At 65.0% G+C, this 20,461-nt stretch carries 19 protein-coding genes; 18 read left to right on the forward strand and 1 reads right to left on the reverse strand.

The window, feature by feature from the left end; all coding sequences use genetic code 11:
• From F3J19_RS00005 to F3J19_RS00090, 18 genes are all read left to right on the forward strand, one after another.
• On the forward strand, positions 1 to 680 hold a 680-nt coding region (locus F3J19_RS00005; RefSeq protein WP_167035788.1), incomplete at its 5' end, for a DUF3400 domain-containing protein.
• 33 nt (positions 681 to 713) lie between these two features.
• Positions 714 to 1,142, forward strand: a complete 429-nt coding sequence (locus tag F3J19_RS00010) for an HIT family protein (protein WP_167035791.1) — start codon at positions 714 to 716, stop codon at positions 1,140 to 1,142.
• A gap of 95 nt (positions 1,143 to 1,237) precedes the next feature.
• Positions 1,238 to 1,651 (forward strand): DUF971 domain-containing protein, encoded by a 414-nt coding sequence (locus F3J19_RS00015; protein WP_167035794.1) that lies wholly within the window; start codon positions 1,238 to 1,240, stop codon positions 1,649 to 1,651.
• A 65-nt stretch (positions 1,652 to 1,716) separates the two neighbouring features.
• Positions 1,717 to 2,448, forward strand: coding sequence for a bifunctional demethylmenaquinone methyltransferase/2-methoxy-6-polyprenyl-1,4-benzoquinol methylase UbiE (ubiE, locus tag F3J19_RS00020; protein WP_167035797.1), 732 nt, complete (start codon positions 1,717 to 1,719; stop codon positions 2,446 to 2,448).
• Positions 2,449 to 2,484: 36 nt separating this feature from the next.
• On the forward strand, positions 2,485 to 3,483 hold the full coding sequence (locus F3J19_RS00025) for a TIM44-like domain-containing protein (protein ID WP_167035800.1): 999 nt from the start codon (positions 2,485 to 2,487) through the stop codon (positions 3,481 to 3,483).
• Between the two features lie 179 nt (positions 3,484 to 3,662).
• On the forward strand, positions 3,663 to 4,307 hold the full coding sequence (locus F3J19_RS00030) for an SCP2 sterol-binding domain-containing protein (RefSeq protein ID WP_167035803.1): 645 nt from the start codon (positions 3,663 to 3,665) through the stop codon (positions 4,305 to 4,307).
• Between the two features lie 15 nt (positions 4,308 to 4,322).
• The gene (gene ubiB, locus F3J19_RS00035; protein WP_167035806.1) at positions 4,323 to 5,900 is read left to right on the forward strand and encodes a ubiquinone biosynthesis regulatory protein kinase UbiB; all 1,578 of its coding nucleotides are present in this window, start codon (positions 4,323 to 4,325) and stop codon (positions 5,898 to 5,900) included.
• 48 nt (positions 5,901 to 5,948) lie between these two features.
• A complete protein-coding gene (locus F3J19_RS00040; protein WP_167035809.1) occupies positions 5,949 to 6,572 on the forward strand; it encodes a methyltransferase domain-containing protein in 624 nt (207 codons plus the stop codon).
• Between the two features lie 193 nt (positions 6,573 to 6,765).
• Entirely contained in the window at positions 6,766 to 7,104 is a 339-nt protein-coding gene (locus F3J19_RS00045; protein ID WP_167035812.1) for an FmdB family zinc ribbon protein, read from the forward strand.
• A 75-nt stretch (positions 7,105 to 7,179) separates the two neighbouring features.
• Positions 7,180 to 7,836, forward strand: a complete 657-nt coding sequence (locus tag F3J19_RS00050) for a DUF502 domain-containing protein (protein ID WP_167035815.1) — start codon at positions 7,180 to 7,182, stop codon at positions 7,834 to 7,836.
• 76 nt (positions 7,837 to 7,912) lie between these two features.
• Positions 7,913 to 9,712 (forward strand): aspartate--tRNA ligase, encoded by a 1,800-nt coding sequence (aspS, locus tag F3J19_RS00055; protein WP_167035818.1) that lies wholly within the window; start codon positions 7,913 to 7,915, stop codon positions 9,710 to 9,712.
• 185 nt (positions 9,713 to 9,897) lie between these two features.
• Complete coding sequence (gene nudB / locus F3J19_RS00060; protein WP_167035820.1) at positions 9,898 to 10,401, forward strand: dihydroneopterin triphosphate diphosphatase; 504 nt, start codon at positions 9,898 to 9,900, stop codon at positions 10,399 to 10,401.
• A gap of 29 nt (positions 10,402 to 10,430) precedes the next feature.
• Positions 10,431 to 11,657 carry a cardiolipin synthase ClsB gene (gene clsB, locus F3J19_RS00065; protein WP_205192465.1) on the forward strand — a complete coding sequence of 409 codons (1,227 nt, stop codon included), beginning with the start codon at positions 10,431 to 10,433 and terminating at the stop codon, positions 11,655 to 11,657.
• A gap of 430 nt (positions 11,658 to 12,087) precedes the next feature.
• On the forward strand, positions 12,088 to 12,687 hold the full coding sequence (locus F3J19_RS00070; protein WP_167035826.1) for a TetR/AcrR family transcriptional regulator: 600 nt from the start codon (positions 12,088 to 12,090) through the stop codon (positions 12,685 to 12,687).
• 96 nt (positions 12,688 to 12,783) lie between these two features.
• Entirely contained in the window at positions 12,784 to 14,580 is a 1,797-nt protein-coding gene (locus tag F3J19_RS00075; protein WP_167035829.1) for an acyl-CoA dehydrogenase C-terminal domain-containing protein, read from the forward strand.
• A 181-nt stretch (positions 14,581 to 14,761) separates the two neighbouring features.
• Entirely contained in the window at positions 14,762 to 17,197 is a 2,436-nt protein-coding gene (locus F3J19_RS00080) for a 3-hydroxyacyl-CoA dehydrogenase/enoyl-CoA hydratase family protein (protein ID WP_167035832.1), read from the forward strand.
• A 14-nt stretch (positions 17,198 to 17,211) separates the two neighbouring features.
• The gene (locus F3J19_RS00085) at positions 17,212 to 18,411 is read left to right on the forward strand and encodes an acetyl-CoA C-acyltransferase (RefSeq protein ID WP_167035835.1); all 1,200 of its coding nucleotides are present in this window, start codon (positions 17,212 to 17,214) and stop codon (positions 18,409 to 18,411) included.
• Between the two features lie 127 nt (positions 18,412 to 18,538).
• Positions 18,539 to 19,309, forward strand: coding sequence for an enoyl-CoA hydratase (locus tag F3J19_RS00090; protein ID WP_167035838.1), 771 nt, complete (start codon positions 18,539 to 18,541; stop codon positions 19,307 to 19,309).
• A 202-nt stretch (positions 19,310 to 19,511) separates the two neighbouring features.
• On the opposite strand, the gene fdhD is transcribed toward F3J19_RS00090, so the two are convergent.
• Positions 19,512 to 20,429, reverse strand: coding sequence for a formate dehydrogenase accessory sulfurtransferase FdhD (fdhD, locus tag F3J19_RS00095; RefSeq protein ID WP_205192434.1), 918 nt, complete (start codon positions 20,427 to 20,429; stop codon positions 19,512 to 19,514).
• Positions 20,430 to 20,461: the final 32 nt, after the last annotated feature.

Genomic DNA, 20,461 nt, shown 5'->3' on the forward strand with positions numbered 1-20,461 from the left:
AGACGGTGGTGGTGTCGTGCGGCACGTGCTACGACCAGCTCGCCGGTTATGAATTCGACAAGATTTTCCCGGGCTGCCGGATTATCGACATCCACGAGTTTCTGCTGGAGAAGGGCATCAGGCTCGACGGCGTGAACGGCGTGCGCTACATGTACCACGACCCGTGCCACACGCCGATCAAGACGATCGACCCGGTCAAGCTCGTCAATCAGCTGATGGGTTCGGAGCACGACGGCTACAGGATCGAGAAGAACGATCGCTGCTGCGGCGAGTCGGGCACGCTGGCGGTTACGCGTCCCGACATCTCGACGCAGGTGCGTTTCCGCAAGGAAGAGGAAATCCGCAAGGGCGCGGCCAAGCTGCGCGGCATTCCGGTCGTGGCCGACGCGGGCGCGAACGCGCTCGACCCGGCCAATGCATCGGCCGGCGCGCCGAACGGCTCGGCGCTGACGGCCGGCGCCGCTCCGCAGCCTAATCACGGCAACGCGGGTGCGACCGACGTGAAGATCCTCACGAGCTGCCCGTCGTGCCTGCAAGGGCTGTCGCGCTACAACGAAGACGCGGGGACGGAAGCGGACTACATCGTGGTCGAAATGGCGCGCCACGTGCTCGGCGAGAACTGGATGGCGGATTACGTTCAACGGGCGAACAATGGCGGAATCGAGCGCGTGCTGGTTTAATGGCACGACCCACGATTTCTGCCGAGGACGACGATGGACTGCGTTTTTTGCCGTGAAGACGGTGGCGATGTGCTGTGGCAGGACGACTCGCTGCGGGTCGTCCTCGCCGACGAACACGATTACCCGGGCTTTTGCCGGGTGATCTGGAACGCGCACGTGGCCGAATTTTCGGACCTGTCGGCCAGCGAGCGCGACCGCGTGATGCAGGCGGTCTACGCGGTCGAGCGCGCGATCCGGCGCGTGATGCAGCCGGTGAAGGTGAACCTGGCGAGCCTCGGCAACCAGGTGCCGCATGTGCACTGGCATGTGATCCCGCGTTATTCGAACGACGCGCATTTTCCGCTGCCGATTTGGGCGCCGCGCCAGCGCACGGTGTCCGAAGCGATGCTGTCGTCGCGTCGCGCGCAGGCAACGCTGCTGCGCGAAGCGGTGCGGCAGGAAATCGAGCAGGCGCTCGGCTGAACCTCCCCGGGCGTGATTGACCGGTCGCCGCGCGAGGCCTATGCCCCAATGGGCGAAAGGCCGGCGCGGCCCGGCGTTTTCTATATGAGACCATGATGAGCGGATTGACTCCCGAGACCCCGGTGCCGACCGGCGTCGTCGTGCATTCGAAGTCGCGCGTGCTCGAATTGCAGTACGCGAACGGCGAATCGTATCGCCTGCCGTTCGAACTGCTGCGCGTGTATTCGCCGTCGGCGGAAGTGCAGGGCCACGGGCCCGGCCAGGAAACCTTGCAGACCGGCAAGCGCGACGTGACGATCACGATGATCGAAGGCGTCGGCAATTACGCGTTGCAGCCCACGTTCTCGGACGGCCATTCCACCGGCATTTATTCGTGGGATCTGCTGCATGACATGGCCGTGCGTCAGGATGAACTCTGGCGCGCGTATCTCGCCAGACTGGCGGCGGCCGGCGTCGATCGCGATACGCCGATGGTTCCGGCGGCGGCTGCGCACGGCCACTGTCACTGATACCATTCGCCCCGAACGCCGCGCGAGCGGCGCAACATTCAAGAACACGCGAAAGGACGAGCGCGATGAGCAAAACCCACTTCGGCTTTCAATCGGTCGACGAACAGGACAAGGCGCAGAAGGTGGCGGGGGTGTTCCACTCGGTGGCCGCCAACTACGACTTGATGAACGACCTGATGTCGGGCGGATTGCACCGCGCGTGGAAGATGTTCACGATCGCCCAGGCGAACGTGCGGCCGGGCTACCGGGTGCTCGACATCGCGGGCGGCACGGGCGACCTGTCGAAGGCGTTCGCGAAGCAGGCCGGCGAGAGCGGCGAGGTGTGGCACACCGACATCAACGAATCGATGCTGCGCGTGGGCCGCGACCGGCTGATCGACAAGGGCATCGTCACGCCGACGCTGCTCTGCGACGCCGAGAAAATTCCGTTTCCCGACAACTACTTCGACGTCGTGACCGTGGCGTTCGGCTTGCGCAACATGACCCACAAGGACGTCGCGCTCGCGGAAATGCGCCGTGTGCTGAAGCCGGCCGGGCGGCTGCTCGTGCTGGAGTTCTCGAAGGTGTGGGACCCGCTCAAGAAGTTTTACGATCTCTACTCGTTCAAGGTGCTGCCGTGGCTCGGCGAGCGCTTCGCCAAAGACGCAGACAGCTACCAGTACCTGGCGGAATCGATCCGCATGCATCCAGACCAGGAAACTTTGAAAACGATGATGGAACAAGCCGGCCTCGATGGCGTCAAATATTACAATTTGTCAGCTGGCGTGGTAGCTTTACATGTGGGGACCAAGTACTAGGGTTCCTAACCCATCGATTTTTAAAGGAAATGTGAAATGTCCGATTCGAATTTGTTATCTGCTCGTAAGGTTAAGGGGGCGCTGGCGAGAAGAATCGGACTGATCGCAATGGTCGGTCTGCTCGTGGCCGGCTCCCTCGCTTCCCTCGACGCGGAAGCGCGCCGCATGGGCGGCGGCCGCAGCATCGGCCGCCAATCGAATAGCCTGCAGCAACGTCAGACGCCGCCGCCGTCGCAACCGGCGCAGAGCAATCAGGCCACGCAGCAGCGTGCGCAACCGGCGCCCGCAACCACTCCTACACCGCCCGCCGCGCCGAACCGCAATCGTTGGCTCGGGCCGATCGCCGGTCTCGCGGCCGGCCTCGGCATCGCCGCGTTGCTGTCGCATTTCGGGCTCGGCGAGGCGTTCGCCGGCATGTTCGCCAACGTGATCGTGATCGCGCTGATCGCGATGGCCGTGATCTGGCTGATCCGCCGCTTTACCGGCCGCAAGCGCGATGCGTCGCAGCCGGCGTACGCGGGCACGGCGCCCTCGCTGAATGCCGGCAACACCGGCTACGCGCAGGAGCCGCGCTACAGTGCGCCGCCCGCCGGTTCATATCTCGAACCGCAAGGTAATCCGCTCGCTACGCCGTCTGTCGGCGCGGCGCCGTCGGTGCCGGCCGGCTTCGATACGGAAGCGTTCCTGCGTAACGCGAAGGTCTATTTCGTGCGCCTGCAGGCCGCATGGGACGTCGGCAACGTCGAGGACATCCGCGAATTCACGACGCCGGAAATGTTCGCCGAAGTGCGCGTCGATCTCGCGGCGCGCGGCACGCAGGCGAACCAGACCGACGTGGTGCAGCTGAATGCCGAACTGCTCGACATCGAGGAACGCGCGACCGAGTATTTCGCGAGCGTGCGCTTCTCCGGCCTGATTCGCGAGGAACCGGGCGCGGCGGCCGAGCCGTTCGTCGAGGTCTGGAATCTGTCGAAGGCACACCGTCCCGGCGAGGGCTGGCTGCTTGCCGGCATCCAGCAGGTCGAGCAGCACTGAGGCAACTGCGGGAGCACGGCGTCCAGCCGTCTCTCGACCAGGCCGGCGGCCGGCACGCCGCGCGCCGGCCAGTCGCATCACATTGGCCGTTCGGCCAGGCAGGCTGCGAAGCGAACGGACGTTACAATAGGAGCCCGCGCAAGCACCTCGCTCGCGCGGGTTTTTTCTTGCCACTTTCGATGACCCTTGCCGCCAAGCCCTTCGCTGCTGCTGTCAATCATCTGCTCGCCCGCGAATCGTGGGCCCGCGAGCGCCTCGCCCCTTATGCGGGCAAGACCGCCTGCCTGTCATGTCCGCCTGTCGTGCTGTCGCTGCTGGTGCAGCCGGACGGCTATCTGGGCACGCTCGGCGAGGCCGACGCGCCTCGCTTCGACGTGACGATCTCGGTGCCGTCCGACGCATTGCCGGCCTTCGTGCAAGGCGGTCAGGCCGCGGTGATGAAGCACGTGAAGATCGAGGGCGATGCCGAGTTCGCGACCGTGATCGCCAAGCTCGCCGAGCATCTGCGCTGGGAGCCCGAGGAAGACCTCGCGAAACTGATTGGCGACGGTCCGGCCTGGCGTATCGCCTCGCTCGTGCGTTCGGTCGGCGAGCACGTGCAGCGCACCGGCCGCAACCTGCTCGACACCGCCGCCGAGTATCTGCTCGACGAGAATCCGCAACTGGTGCGCCGCGCCGCGCTCGACGACTTCAACGTCGAACTGGCGCGTGCGCGCGATGCCCTGGCGCGCGTCGAAAAACGTATCGAGCGTCTCGAACAGAAGGTCGAAGCCCGTGGCGCGCATGCGCCGGGCGCCGCCGCCACGTTGCGCGGCACGCGCTAGTCACCGGGCCACACCATGCGTTTTCTGCGTTTTCTCAAGATATTTTTCACGGTCATCCGCTTCGGCCTCGACGAAATGATGCTGAGCCGCATCAACGACCGGCGCGTGCGTCTGCTGCTGCGTATCACGACGATCGGCCGCAAGTTCGACGATCCGCCGGGCGTGCGTTTGCGGCTCGCGCTCGAAAGCCTCGGGCCGATCTTCGTCAAGTTCGGCCAGGTGCTGTCCACGCGCCGCGATCTGCTGCCGGTCGACATCGCCAACGAACTCGCGAAGCTGCAGGACCAGGTGCCGCCGTTCGATTCGGCGGTCGCGATCGGGATCGTCGAGAAGTCGCTCGGCGCGCCGGTCGACGAGCTGTTCGACGACTTCGAGCGGGTGCCGGTCGCGAGCGCGTCGATCGCGCAGGTTCACTTCGCCAAGGTGAAGGCCGGCCAGCATGCGGGCAAGGCCGTGGCGGTGAAGGTGCTGCGCCCGAACATGCTGCCGGTGATCGACTCCGACCTCGCGCTGCTGCGCGACATCGCCGTGTGGGCCGAGCGCCTGTGGGCCGACGGCAAGCGCCTGAAGCCGCGCGAGGTGGTCGCTGAATTCGACAAATACCTGCACGACGAACTCGACCTGATGCGCGAGGCAGCTAACGGCAGCCAGTTGCGGCGCAACTTTCAGGGGCTCGATCTGCTGCTCGTGCCGGAAATGTACTGGGAGTTCTGCACGCCCACGGTGCTGGTCATGGAGCGCATGATCGGCGTGCCGATCAGCCAGGTCGAGACGCTGCGGGCGGCCGGCGTCGACATTCCGAAGCTCGCGCGCGAAGGCGTCGAGATTTTCTTCACCCAGGTGTTCCGCGACGGCTTTTTCCACGCCGACATGCACCCGGGCAACATTCAGGTGAGTCTCGACCCGGCGCACTTCGGCCGCTATATCGCGCTCGACTTCGGCATCATCGGTGCGCTGTCGGACTTCGACAAGAACTACCTCGCGCAGAACTTCCTCGCGTTCTTCAAGCGCGACTACCACCGCGTCGCGACGCTGCATCTGGAGTCGGGCTGGGTGCCGCCGACGACGCGCGTCGAGGAACTCGAAAGCGCGATCCGCGCGGTGTGCGAGCCGTATTTCGATCGCGCGCTGAAGGACATTTCGCTCGGCCAGGTGCTGATGCGCCTGTTCTCCACGTCGCGGCGCTTCAACGTCGAAATCCAGCCGCAGCTGGTGCTGTTGCAGAAGACCATGCTGAACGTGGAAGGGCTGGGCCGTTCGCTCGATCCGGAACTGGACCTGTGGAAAACCGCGAAGCCCTATCTCGAACGCTGGATGAACGAGCAGATCGGCCTGCGCGGCTGGTTCGAGCGCCTGAAGATCGAGGCGCCGCAATGGAGCAAGACGCTGCCGCAGTTGCCGCGCCTCGTCCATAACATGCTCGCCGAGCGGCATCACCCGGCCGGCGGCGCGAACGACGACGTGATTCGCCAGATTCTGCTCGAGCAGAAGCGCACCAACCGTCTGCTGCAAGGCCTGCTGCTGTTCGGCGCGGCGGTCGGCGTCGGCGCGGTGCTGGCGCGGGCGTTTCTGGTGCTCGCCTATGGTGGATGAGGCGGCCGGCTGCCTGCCGCCGAGCGCACAACCCGTACGAGGCATCCGATGAGCGATCCGACCCAACCCCCCGTGCCCGATTTTTCGAGCCGCGATCCCAACTCGCCCGAGTTCTGGGACGAACGCTTCGAGCGCCGTTTCACGCCGTGGGATCAGGCGGGCGTGCCGGCGGCGTTCCGCGCGTTCGCCGCACGGCATCGCGACGCCGCGGTGCTGATTCCGGGCTGCGGCAGCGCGTACGAAGCGCTCTGGCTCGCCCAGCAGGGCAATCCGGTGCGCGCGATCGACTTCTCGCCGGCCGCCGTCGCGGCCGCGCGCGAGCAGTTGGGCGCGCAGCATGCGCAACTGGTCGAGCAGGCGGATTTCTTCGCCTACGAGCCGCCGTTCACGCCGGCATGGATTTATGAGCGCGCGTTTTTCTGCGCCTTGCCGCCCGCGCGCCGTGGCGACTACGTGCGCCGGATGGCCGAATTGCTGCCGGCCGGCGCGCTGCTCGCGGGGTTCTTTTTCATCGGCGCGACGCCGAAGGGGCCGCCGTTCGGCGTCGAGCGCGGCGAACTCGACGCGCTGCTCACGCCGCACTTCGAGCTGATCGAAGACGAGGCGGTGGCCGATTCGATCGCCGTATTCTCCGGACGTGAGCGCTGGCTCAGCTGGCGGCGTCGCGCGTAAGGACGGACGCCGTGGCGCGCGCGGCACGGGCGCGCTCTTGAGAGTGTCGCGGGTCGCCCCCATCTGGCGCGATGGCGGCGCGCGGCGCGCATCGGCTCCCGAAATGCGGGGAGCGCTTACCGTTTGCGGCTATAATTCAAGGCTTTGCAAGCGTTTACAAGATTTCAGTAGGGATTTGGAGTAGGAAAGGATCATGCCGATCTACGCTTATCGTTGCGGGTCATGCGGCTTCGGGAAGGATGTGCTCCAGAAGATGAGCGACCCCCAGTTGACGCAGTGTCCCGAGTGCGGGAAAGACACGTTTAGCAAGCAGCTCACCGCCGCCGGCTTCCAGTTGAAGGGCTCCGGCTGGTACGTGACCGATTTTCGCGGCGGCAGCGGCGGCACGAGCGCGCCGGCTGCTTCGGAAGCCAATAACGCCGCCAAACCCGATGCGGCTCCGGCAACAGCCGCCGCATCGGCGGCCCCCGCGGCCTCTACGGCCGCAACCACCGCCGCTCCGGCCGGCACGAGCGGCTCCGGCAACGCCTAGTGAGACTGCTGTCTTCGCGGGCGGCGCATCTACCGTGGGTCGGACTTCGACTCGCGCGGCTTTCTGGCGGTACACATGACGACGAAAAAAGCGACGCTCAAATCGGTGTTCCTGACCGGCCTGCTGGTGCTGGTGCCTCTGGCCATCACACTGTGGGTGCTCGGTCTGATCATCGGCACGATGGACCAGACGCTGCTCCTGCTGCCCACCTCCTGGCAGCCGGAGCGCGCGATCGGCTATCGCCTGCCCGGCCTCGGCGCGGTGCTCACGCTCGCGTTCATCTTTATCGTCGGGCTGTTGACGCAGAATTTCATCGGGCAGAAGCTCGTGAAGTGGTGGGAGCTGCTGGTCGCGCACATCCCGGTGGTCGGCCCGATCTACACGAGCGTCAAGCAGGTGTCCGACACGCTGCTTTCGAGCAGCGGCAACGCGTTCCGCAAGGCCCTGCTGATCGAGTATCCGCGCCGCGGTTCCTATACGATTGCGTTTCTGACCGGGATTCCGGGCGGCGACGTGGTCAATCACCTGAAAGAAGATTACGTCAGCGTCTATGTGCCGACTACGCCGAACCCGACGTCCGGCTTCTTCCTGATGGTGCCGAAAAGCGAAGTGATCGAGCTCGACATGACCGTCGACGCTGCGCTCAAGTACATCGTCTCGATGGGCGTCGTGGCGCCTTCCGCGCCGCCGCCGGCGCCCGTGCCCCGCACGACCGTCGAGCCTCCGCTGTAATGCCGGCGCGCAGAGTTTCAGGCAGTGTCCCACTGCGGCGCGCCGTTCAACCAATGCAAAACGAAAGACAAACATCATGTCGATGAGATCTCAATACTGCGGTCTGGTGACCGAAGAACTGCTGGGCCAATCCGTCTCGCTGTGCGGCTGGGTAAGCCGCCGCCGCGACCATGGCGGCGTCATCTTCATCGACCTGCGCGATCGCGAAGGGCTCGTTCAGGTCGTCTGCGACCCGGACCGCGCGGACATGTTCAAGGCCGCCGAAGGCGTGCGCAACGAGTTCTGCCTGCAGATCAAGGGTGTCGTGCGCAGCCGTCCTGAGGGCACGACCAATGCCGCGCTCAAGAGCGGCAAGATCGAAGTGCTGTGCCACGAGCTGATCGTGCTGAACGCCTCGGTCACGCCGCCGTTCCAGCTCGACGACGACAACCTCTCGGAAACCACGCGTCTCACGCACCGCGTGCTCGACCTGCGCCGCCCGCAGATGCAGCACAACCTGCGTCTGCGCTACCGCGTCGCGATCGAGGCGCGCAAGTATCTCGACGAGCAGGGCTTCATCGACATCGAAACGCCGATGCTGACCAAGAGCACGCCGGAAGGCGCGCGCGACTACCTCGTGCCGTCGCGTACGAACCCGGGCCAGTTCTTCGCGCTGCCGCAGTCGCCGCAGCTGTTCAAGCAGCTGCTGATGGTCGCGAACTTCGACCGCTACTACCAGATCGTCAAGTGCTTCCGCGACGAAGACCTGCGCGCCGACCGTCAGCCGGAATTCACGCAGATCGACTGCGAAACCTCGTTCCTGTCGGAACAGGAAATCCGCGATCTGTTCGAGGCGATGATCCGCCACGTGTTCAAGCAGACGATCGGCGTCGAGCTCGACGCGAAGTTCCCGGTCATGGAGTACTCGGAAGCAATGCGCCGCTTCGGCTCGGACAAGCCGGACCTGCGCGTGAAGCTCGAATTCACCGACCTGACCGACGCGGTCAAGGACGTCGACTTCAAGGTGTTCAGCACGCCGGCCAACACGAAGGACGGCCGCGTCGCGGCGCTGCGCGTGCCGAAGGGTGGCGAGCTTTCGCGCGGCGACATCGACAGCTACACGGAATTCGTGCGCATCTACGGCGCCAAGGGTCTCGCGTGGATCAAGGTCAACGAAGTGGCGAAGGGCCGTGACGGTCTGCAAAGCCCGATCGTCAAGAACCTGCACGACGAAGCGCTCAAGGCGATCGTCGAGCGCACCGGCGCGCAGGACGGCGACATCATCTTCTTCGCGGCCGATCGCGCGAAGGTCGTGAACGACAGCCTCGGCGCGCTGCGTCTGAAGATCGGTCATTCGGAGTTCGGCAAGGCCAACGGTCTCGTCGAAGCGGGCTGGAAGCCGCTGTGGGTGGTCGACTTCCCGATGTTCGAATACGACGAGGAAGACAACCGCTACGTGGCCGCGCATCACCCGTTCACGAGCCCGAAGGACGAGCATCTCGAATACCTCGAAACCGATCCGGCACGCTGCCTCGCGAAGGCTTACGACATGGTGCTGAACGGCTGGGAAATCGGCGGCGGCTCTGTGCGTATCCACCGCGAGGAAGTGCAGAGCAAGGTGTTCCGCGCGCTCAAGATCAATGCGGAAGAAGCGCAGGCCAAGTTCGGCTTCCTGCTCGACGCGCTGCAATACGGCGCGCCGCCGCACGGCGGTATCGCGTTCGGTCTGGACCGTATCGTCACGATGATGGCCGGCGCCGACTCGATCCGCGACGTGATCGCGTTCCCGAAGACGCAACGCGCGCAGTGTCTGCTCACGCAGGCGCCGAGCGAAGTCGACGAGCGCCAGTTGCGCGAGCTGCACATTCGTCTGCGTACGCCGGAGCCGAAGGCGTAAGCCGGGTCCGCATCGCGTGGGCCGCTTGCGGGCGGCCACGCAAGTCCTGCAAAAAAGGCGCTGAGGTGAATCACACCGCAGCGCCTTTTTGGTTTTTTGCGTTACAGTGAGGTCACCGCTTTCGAGGCACTTTCGACTGTCATCCGACATGTACCGCGCGCGTCGGCGCGCCCAGTTTTCAGATCATGCCGAAACCGCCGAAAATTCCGCACTCCGTGCTCGTCGTCATTCATACGCCCGCGCTCGACGTGCTGCTGATCGAGCGCGCCGATCATGCGGGGTTCTGGCAGTCGGTCACGGGCTCGAAAGACCGGCTCGACGAGCCGCTCGCCGAAACGGCGGTGCGCGAAGTCGGCGAGGAGACTGGCATCATGATCGGCGGCGCGCTCGTGCCGCATAGTGCGCTCGTCGACTGGCGCTACTCGATCGAATACGAGATTTATCCGGAATTCCGCCATCGCTACGAAGCGGGCGTGGTCCGCAACACCGAGCACTGGTTCAGCCTGCGGGTGCCTGGGCAGATCGACGTGACGCTTGCGCCGCGCGAGCACACCGCGTTTGTGTGGCTGCCGTATGAAGAAGCCGCCTCGCGCTGTTTTTCGTCCTCGAATGCCGATGCGATCCTGCAGCTGCCACGCCGGCTTGCCGCGCATTCAGCCGGTTCACAGGCTGGGGAGCGTGGCCAGTGAGCGCAGGCGGCGCGGGCCGTTTCGCCCGACTGCGCCACACGCTGCTCGGCCGCCGTTACTGGCAGCGCTACCGCTTCACCAGTCACAACGAGGTCAGGCTGCTGCGCTCCGGCGACGAGTTCTTCAGCGCGCTGATCGCGCGCATCGACGCCGCGCAGCGCGACGTCATGCTCGAAACCTACATCTTCTGCGACGACGAAGCTGGCCAGGACGTCAACGAAGCGTTGCTGCGCGCTGCTGCGCGCGGTGTCAGGGTGCGCGTGATTACCGACGGCGTCGGCACTGCGCGTCTGAAGATGTTCGAGCCATGGCCGGCGGGCGGCATCGAGCATCGCATCTACAACCCGCATCTATTCGGCCGCTTCGGCTTTTCGCGCACGCACCGCAAGCTCGCGGTGATCGACGATCAATACGCCTATTGCGGCGGCATCAATATCGTCGACGACTACGACAACAACGGCGAGAAGCTGCCGTACCGGCGCTGGGATTTTGCGGTCGAATTGCAGGGGCCTGTCGTTATCGATGTGCACGAAGCGTTCGAGGTGCAGTGGCGGCGCATTCGCGTCGGGCATCGGTCGCTCGAATCGATGAGGCCCGACCTCACGCCGCACGATACCGCTTCGCTCGGCAGTCTGCGGCGGCGTCGGCGGCGCCGCAACAAGGAGTTGTGGGCGGCCGGCGAGCCGTGCGTGGCTTTCGTCGCGCGCGACAACCTCATCAACCGCCGCGCGATCGAGAAGGCGTATCTGGCTGCGATCGGCCAGGCGCGCCGCGAAATCCTGCTGGCGAATCCGTACTTCATGCCGGGGCGCAAGCTGCGCCGCGCGCTCGTGCTCGCGGCGCGCCGCGGCGTGGTCGTGAAGCTCATCATCGGACGCAAGGAGTTCAAGGCGCTCGATTACGCGGTGCCGTTTCTTTATCACGCGTTGCTGCGCGCGGGCGTGCAGATCGCCGAATACGAGAAGACGCTGCTGCACGGCAAGGTCGCCGTGGTCGATTCGAGCTGGGGCACGGTGGGTTCGTCGAATCTCGACGCGCTGAGCCTGATGCTCAACAACGAGGCGAACGTCGTGCTCATCAACGATCCGTCGATCGCGGGCTTGCGCGAGGCGATTCTCGGCGCGTTCGCGGATGCGCGTCCCATCGACGAAGCGCACTACGACTCGCGTCCGGCGCGCGTGCGCGTGCTGAACTGGCTCGCCTACACGAGCTACCGCGTCGCGATGAAGCTGTTGACGGTGGGGGGCTACGACTAGCGCGCGGCTCGCTTGCTGCATCGTGGCGACGGGCGGCGATGGTTGGAGAAGCGATAGAACAGGCACTGGAAGCAACAGACAGAAGCAACGGACAGAAAAAACGGGCACGAAGGCAATCGACGAGGCGATCAAACGGAGAATCGAAGCGGCGATCGAGCAGCGAGACAGCCAGGCAGCGAGATGCGACAACCATCACGCCGGTTTGCTTGCAGGAATCCGGCAACGAGAACACGCATACGCTGATCGGCAACCCTCGTTTCAAGGCAAACGCCTCTAAAAATCTGATTGATCTGATTGTCGAAAGCCGCAAAATTAGAACGCTGGTTAGACACCGGTTTCTAATAAAGTCCTTGTTTCGCGGACGGCAGCACTTAATAATAGTACGTCCGTTCGATTTTATTTCGATCACATTAGAACGGTAAGAACAGCTATGCGAAAAGGCGAACAAACGCGAGCGGCGATTCTCGATGCAGCACTCGATCTGGCAAGCCGTGACGGACTCGAAGGTCTCACCATCGGTTTGCTGGCCGAGCGTATGCAGATGAGCAAAAGCGGTGTGTTCGCGCATTTCGGGTCGCGCGAGGATCTGCAGGTCGAGGTCGTGCGCGAATATCACCGCCGTTTCGAAGACGAGGTGTTTTTCCCGAGTCTGCGCGAGCCCCGCGGTTTGCCGCGGTTGCGCGCGATGATTTCCCGCTGGATCGAGAAACGCATTCAGGAAGTCACGACCGGGTGCATCTACATCAGCGGTGCCGTCGAATACGACGATCGCGCGGATAGCCAGGTGCGCGAGCAACTGGTGTCGAGCGTGACGATCTGGCGTGCGGCGCTCACGCGCGCGATTTCGCAGGCAATGGACGAAGGGCATCTGCGTGCCGATACCGATCCGCAACTGATGCTGTTCGAACTGTATAGCGTCACGCTCGGCCTGCATCACGACGCGCGCTTCCTGCATCTGCCCGATGCGGTGCGTCTCACGTGGGCCGCGCTGGAAAAACTGATTGATTCGTATCAGAGCGAAAGCCGTTAGCCGCGTCGCCAGGACTTCCTGGAATCGCGCGGCGCAAGAGGTCCGTTCACGGACCCGGCCAACGGCCTGGCTTTTTGTCAAACTTGGGAGAGAGTCATGGGACAGTACGCCGCGCCGCTGCGCGACATGCAATTCGTGTTGCACGAATTGCTCAACGTCGAAGCCGAACTCCGGCAAATGCCGAAGCACGCCGATCTCGACGCCGACACGATCAACGCGGTGCTCGAGGAAGCCGGCAAGTTCTGCTCCGAAGTGCTGTTCCCGCTTAATCACAGCGGCGACCAGGAAGGCTGCACGTACGCCGGCGACGGCGTCGTGACCACGCCGAAGGGCTTCAAGGAAGCCTATGCGCAATACGTCGAAGCCGGCTGGCCGGCGCTCGGCTGCGATCCGGAATACGGCGGCCAGGGGTTGCCCGCGTTCGTCAACAACGCGCTCTACGAAATGCTGAACTCGGCGAATCAGGCGTGGACGATGTATCCGGGCCTCTCGCACGGCGCGTACGAATGTCTGCATGCGCATGGCACGCCCGAGTTGCAGCAGCGCTATCTGCCGAAGCTCGTCGCCGGCGTCTGGACCGGCACGATGTGTCTGACCGAGCCGCATTGCGGCACCGACCTCGGCATCCTGCGCACCAAGGCCGAGCCGAACAGCGACGGCTCGTATGCGATCAGCGGCACGAAGATTTTTATTTCGAGCGGCGAGCACGATCTGTCGGAAAACATCGTTCACCTCGTGCTCGCGCGTCTGCCCGATGCGCCGAAGGGCACCAAAGGCATATCGCTTTTCATCGTGCCGAAGTTCATCCCGAACGAAGCGGGCGAGCCCGGCGAGCCCGGCGAGCGCAACGGCGTGAAGTGCGGCTCGATCGAGCACAAGATGGGTATCCACGGCAACGCGACCTGCGTGATCAATCTCGACAACGCGAAGGGCTGGCTCGTCGGCGAGCCGAACAAAGGCCTGAACGCGATGTTCGTGATGATGAATGCCGCGCGTCTCGGCGTCGGCATGCAGAGCCTCGGCCTCACCGAAGTCGCTTATCAGAATTCGCTCACGTACGCGAAAGAGCGTCTGCAGATGCGTTCGCTGACGGGCCCGAAGGCGCCTGAAAAAGCCGCCGATCCGATCATCGTGCATCCGGACGTGCGCCGCATGCTGCTCACGCAGAAGGCCTACGCCGAAGCCGGCCGCGCGTTCTCGTACTGGGCCGCGCTGCAGATCGACAAGGAGCTCTCGCACGCCGACGAAGCCGAGCGCAAGGAAGCCGCCGACCTCGTCGCGCTGCTCACGCCGATCCTGAAGGCGTTCCTCTCGGACAACGCCTTCGAAGGCACCAATCATGCGATGCAGATTTACGGCGGCCACGGCTTCATCGCCGAATGGGGCATGGAGCAGTACGTGCGCGATGCGCGCATCAACATGATCTACGAAGGCACCAACGGCATCCAGTCGCTCGACCTGCTCGGCCGCAAGGTGCTCGGCGACATGGGCGCGAAGATGAAGAAGTTCGGCAAGCTCGTCGCCGAATTCGTCGAGGCCGAAGGTATCAAGCCGGAAATGCAGGAGTTCGTGAACCCGCTCGCCGACATCGGCGAAAAGGTGCAGAAGCTGACGATGGAAATCGGCATGAAGGCGATGCAGAACCCCGACGAAGTCGGCGCCGCGGCCGTGCCGTATCTGCGCACGGTCGGCCATCTGGTGTTCTCGTACTTCTGGGCGCGCATGGCGCGTATCGCGCTCGACAAGGAGGCCGCGGGCGATTCGTTCTACAAGGCGAAGCTCGCCACCGCGCGCTTCTACTTCGCCAGGCTGCTGCCCGAAACGGCGATGACGATCCGCCAGGCGCGCGCCGGTTCGAAGTCGATGATGGAAGTCGACGAAGCGTTGTTTTGACGCTCGCGCTGAAAACGAGCGAGGCGGGCGCGCGTGCCGGATGCGCGACGCCTCGTTCGAACTGCACGCGGGATGTATCGCAAAAAACAGCGAAAGACCCAGCTAAAGACCCACCGAGACAAACCTCGCGCGAAGCGCCGCTGAAGCTTCGCGACACCGCATCAATTCCCGGAGAAACGACGTGAGCAATCTGATCATTCGCAAGGTCGCCGTGCTCGGCGCCGGCGTGATGGGCGCACAGATCGCGGCGCACCTCATCAACGCCAAGGTGCCCGTGCTGCTGTTCGACCTGCCTGCCAAGGAAGGCCCGAAAAACGGCATCGCGCTGAAGGCGATCGAGAATCTGAAGAAGCTGTCGCCGGCGCCGTTCGGCGTGAAGGACGACGCGCAATACATCCAGCCGGCCAACTATGACGACGACATCGAAAAGCTCGCCGAATGCGACGTTGTGATCGAAGCGATCGCCGAACGCATGGACTGGAAGCACGACCTGTACAGGAAGGTCGCACCGCATATCGGCGCGAACGCGATCTTCGCGACCAACACCTCGGGCCTGTCGATCACGGCACTCTCCGAAGGTTTCGCGGACGACCTGAAGGCGCGCTTCTGCGGCGTGCACTTCTTCAATCCGCCGCGCTACATGCATCTGGTCGAGCTGATCCCGACCGCGACGACGCGCCCCGAAATTCTCGACCAGCTCGAAACGTTCCTGACCAGCGTGGTCGGCAAGGGCGTCGTGCGGGCGAAAGACACACCGAATTTCATCGCGAACCGCGTCGGCATTTTCTCGATCCTCGCGGTCATGACCGAGGCTGCGAAGTTCGGCCTGCGTTTCGACGAAGTGGACGACCTGACCGGCGCGCGCCTCGGCCGCGCGAAGTCGGCGACGTTCCGCACCGCCGACGTGGTCGGTCTCGACACGATGGCGCACGTCATCAAGACGATGCAGGACACGCTGCCCGACGACCCGTTCTTCCCGGTCTACGAAACGCCGGCCGTGCTGGCCGAACTCGTGAAGCAGGGCGCGCTCGGCCAGAAGACCGGTGCGGGCTTTTACCGCAAGGAAGGCAAGGCGATCAAGGTGCTCGATCCGAAGACGGGCGGGTACGTCGAGGGTGGCGCGAAGGCGGACGAAATCGTCGGCCGCATTCTCAAGCGTCCGGCTGCCGAGCGTCTGAAGCTGCTGCGCGAAACGCAGCATCCGCAGGCACAGTTCCTGTGGTCGATCTTCCGCGACGTCTATCACTACATCGCCGTGCATCTGGAGTCGATCGCGGATAACGCGCGCGACGTCGACCTCGCGATCCGCTGGGGCTTCGGCTGGAACGAAGGCCCGTTCGAAGGCTGGCAGACGGCCGGCTGGAAGCAGGTTGCCGAGTGGGTGCAGGAAGACATCGCGGCGGGCAAGGGGCTCGCCAACGTGCCGCTGCCGTCGTGGGTGCTCGAAGGCGCGGTCGCCGAAAAGGGCGGCGTGCATACGGCCGAAGGTTCGTGGTCGCCGGCCACGCAGAGCTTCGTGCCGCGCTCGTCGCTCGACGTGTACAGGAGGCAGGTGTTCCGCGCGCCGCTCGTCGGCGAAACCGGCGCCGATCCGAAGACCTACGGCAAGACGCTGTTCGAGACCGAGGCGGTGCGCGCATGGGTCGACGACCGCGCGGGCGAGAACGACGTCCTGATCCTCTCGTTTAAGAGCAAGATGAACACGATCGGACCGTCGGTGATCGACGGCATCGTGCAGGCGATCGAACTGGCCGAGCAGGACTACAAGGGCCTCGTCGTGTGGCAGCCGACCTCGCTGAAACTCGGCACGCCGGGCGGTCCGTTCTCGGCGGGCGCGAATCTCGAAGAAGCGATGCCCGCGTTCATGATGGGCGGTGCGAAGGGTATCGAGCCGTTCGTGAAGAAATTCCAGCAGGGCATGCTGCGCGTGAAGTACGCGAACGTGCCGGTCATTGCGGCGATCTCGGGCATCGCGCTCGGCGGCGGCTGCGAGCTTGCGCTGCATAGCGCGAAACGGGTCGCGCACATCGAGAGCTATATGGGCCTCGTCGAAGTCGGCGTGGGTCTCGTGCCGGCAGGCGGCGGTCTGAAGGAAGCGGCGTTGCGCGCGGCCGAAGCGGCAAGCCAGGTCGGCGCGACCAGCGATCTGCTGAAGTTCCTGCAGAAGTCGTTCGAAAACGCGGCGATGGCGAAGGTCTCGGCTTCCGCGCTCGACGCCCGCGCGATGGGCTATCTGAAGCCGTCCGACACGATCGTCTTCAACGTGTTCGAACTGCTCGACGTGGCGAAGAAGGAAGCGCGCGCGTTGGCCGCATCCGGTTACCGTGCGCCGCTGCGCGCGACTCAGGTGCCGGTCGCGGGCCGCTCGGCGATCTCGACGATCAAAGCCTCGCTCGTCAACATGCGCGACGGCCGTTTCATCAGCGAGCACGATTTCCTGATCGCGAGCCGCATCGCCGAGGCGGTGTGCGGCGGCGACGTCGAAGCGGGCAGCCTCGTCGACGAGGAATGGCTGCTGCAACTCGAACGGCGCGCGTTCGTCGACCTGCTCGGCACGCAGAAGACGCAGGAACGGATCATGGGCATGCTGCAGACCGGCAAGCCGGTGCGCAATTAAGCGGAGAATCACACATGGCAAAGCAATTGCAAGACGCATATATCGTCGCCGCGAGCCGCACGCCGATCGGCAAGGCGCCGCGCGGCATGTTCCGCAACACGCGCCCGGACGAACTGCTCGTCCACGCGATCAGGTCGGCCGTGGCGCAGGTGCCGGGCCTCGACACCGGCGTGATCGAAGACGCGATCGTTGGCTGCGCGATTCCCGAAGCGGAGCAGGGCCTCAACGTCGCGCGGATCGGCGCGCTGCTCGCCGGCCTGCCGAACACGGTCGGCGGCGTCACGGTGAACCGCTTCTGCGCCTCGGGGCTGACCGCGCTCGCGATGGCCGCGGACCGCATCCGCGTCGGCGAGGCGGACGCGATGATCGCGGGCGGCTGCGAATCGATGAGCATGGTGCCGATGATGGGCAACAAGCCGTCGCTGTCGCCGCATATCTTCGATCGCAGCGAAGACGTCGGCATCGCGTACGGCATGGGCCTGACCGCCGAGAAGGTCGCCGAGCGCTGGAAGATCAGCCGCGAAGCGCAGGACGCGTTCTCGGTCGAATCGCATCGCCGCGCGATCGCCGCGCAGCAGGCCGGCGAATTCAACGACGAGATCGCTGCCTACACGATCACCGAGCGCTTGCCTGATCTCGCCACCGGCGAAGTCAGCGTGAAGACGCGCGAGGTTGCGCTCGACGAAGGTCCGCGCGCGGATACCTCGATGGAAGGCCTCGCGAAGCTGCGCGCGGTGTTCGCGAACAAGGGCTCGGTCACGGCCGGCAATAGCTCGCAGACCTCGGACGGCGCGGGCGCGCTGATCGTCGTATCGGAAAAGATCCTCAAGCAGTTCAACCTGACGCCGCTCGCGCGCTTCGTCAGCTTCGCGGTGCGCGGCGTGCCGCCGGAAATCATGGGCATCGGCCCGAAGGAAGCGATTCCGGCCGCGCTGAAGGCCGCGGGCCTGAAGCAGGACGACCTCGACTGGATCGAGCTGAACGAAGCGTTTGCCGCGCAATCGCTCGCGGTGATCCAGGACCTCGGCCTCGACACCTCGAAGATCAACCCGCTCGGCGGCGCGATCGCCTTGGGCCACCCGCTCGGCGCGACGGGCGCGATCCGTGCGGCGACCGTGGTGCATGGCCTGCGCCGCCGCAACTACAAGTACGGCATGGTGACGATGTGCGTCGGCACCGGCATGGGCGCGGCGGGCATCATCGAGCGGCTGTAAGCGGGTGATCCTCGCAGTGATCCACCCCATGACTCACGCGGTGTACCACTAGCCGCGCAACGGTTCGCAGGCCGCGAGGCTTGCGGACCGTTTTTACATTCGGCAGGACCGAAAGGAGATGAACGGGATGACGACGGATATTCTGGTCGAGCGCGCCGACGCGGTGCTGACGATCGCTTTCAACCGGCCCGGCAGGAAGAACGCGATCACGGCCGCGATGTATCAGACGATGGCCGATGCGCTTGTCGAGGCGCAGCGCGACGCGTCGGTGCGCGCGATCCTCATGCGCGGCAGCGCCGGCATTTTCAGCGCCGGCAACGATCTCGACGATTTCATGAAGACCCCGCCGATGGGCGAGAACGCGCCGGTGTTCCAGTTCCTGCGTGCGATCAGCTCGGCGGAGAAGCCGGTGGTGGCGTCGGTCGCGGGGCCGGCGGTGGGCATCGGCACGACGCTGCTGCTGCACTGCGATCTCGTCTATGCGGCCGATACCGCGAGCTTCTCGCTGCCGTTCACGCAGCTCGGGCTGTGCCCGGAAGCGGCGTCGAGCCTGCTGCTGCCGCGCGTGGGCGGCTATCAGGCGGCGGCGGAAAAACTGCTGCTCGGCGAGGCGTTCGACGCGGCCGAGGCGCACCGCATGGGCTTCGTCAATCGTGTGCTGCCGGCCGGCGAGGTCGATGCGTTCGCGGCGGCGCAGGCCGCGAAGCTGGCGGCGTTGCCGGCTTCGTCGCTGCGCGTGACGAAGAGTCTGATGAAGCACGCGAGCCGCCAGGAACTGCAAACGCAGATGAGCGAGGAGGCCGTGCACTTCGGCAAGATGCTGCTCGCGCCCGAAGCACGCGAGGCGTTCAAGGCGTTCTTCGAGAAGCGCAAGCCGGATTTCCGGCAGTTCGATTGAGGCGGGGGCGGCATACATGGCACCGCGCCGCGCCGGGTTGGCGGTGCCGGCCGTTGCGGTGCATCGGCACTCCTCGTCGCTTTATTGCCGCTTTATTGCTTGATCGCTTCGATCGGCCCCGCCCCGCTGGCGCAGATGTGCCGTAGTTGAAGCGGCGTGAGCCGAGATGGCGCGGTTCGGGGCTGACCGCCGCTTCAATCGCTCACGCTTGCGGCGGCTGCCCCGTGTCGTAATCGACGTAGCTGCTTTCGCGGCAGAAGCTCACGAGCCGCACGCCCGCCTGACGCGCAATCGTAATCGCCAGCGAGGACGGCGCGGAGATCGTCGCGAGCATCGGCACGTCGACGCGCGCGGCCTTGCGCACGAGTTCATAACTCGCGCGGCTCGACAGAAACACGAAGCCGTCACGCGTATCCGCGCGATCGAGCACGAGCTGGCCGATCAGTTTGTCGAGCGCGTTGTGGCGGCCGACGTCCTCGAACGCATGGCGGATCGCGCCTGCCGCATCGCACCACGCGGCCGCGTGCAGGCCGCCCGTCAGACGCGTGAGCGCCTGATGCTCGGGCAGGGCACGCGCGGCGCGCGCGATCGCATCGGGCGCGAGCCGTTGCAGAAAGCCGGTGTCGGGCACGCGAGCCGGCTTCAGATCGAGCAGATCGATGCTTTCGATCCCGCATACGCCACAGCCGGTGCGCCCCGCGAGCGCGCGGCGCTTTTCCTTCAACGCGACGAACGCCTGTTGCACGACCTGTAGCTGCACTTCCGCGTGCGGCAGCTCGCCGTCGTCGTGCAATTCGACCTCGATGTCCCGAATGTCGCTGCCACGCTCGACGATGCCTTCCGAAATCGCGAAGCCGACCGCGAACGCTTCGAGGTCGCGCGGCGTACACATCATCACCGCATGCGAAATGCCGTTGAAGACGAGCGCGACCGGCCATTCCTGGCCGACGTGATCGGTGACGGTTTCGACCTGCGCGCCGCGATGCCGGCGCACCTCGCGCTGCACCGCGCCGGGTTGTTCGGTGGCGTCGTGGTCCGTGCCGCCTCGCTGAGCGTTATTGGGCGCGTGGTCCTGGCCGATTCCCTGCCTGCCGTTCTGCCCGATTTCCTGTCCGTTCAAGCTGCTTTGCTCCTGTACCATGCCGCGCTCAC

This window comes from Burkholderia sp. Ax-1724, assembly GCF_011752995.1.
GTDB lineage: Bacteria > Pseudomonadota > Gammaproteobacteria > Burkholderiales > Burkholderiaceae > Paraburkholderia.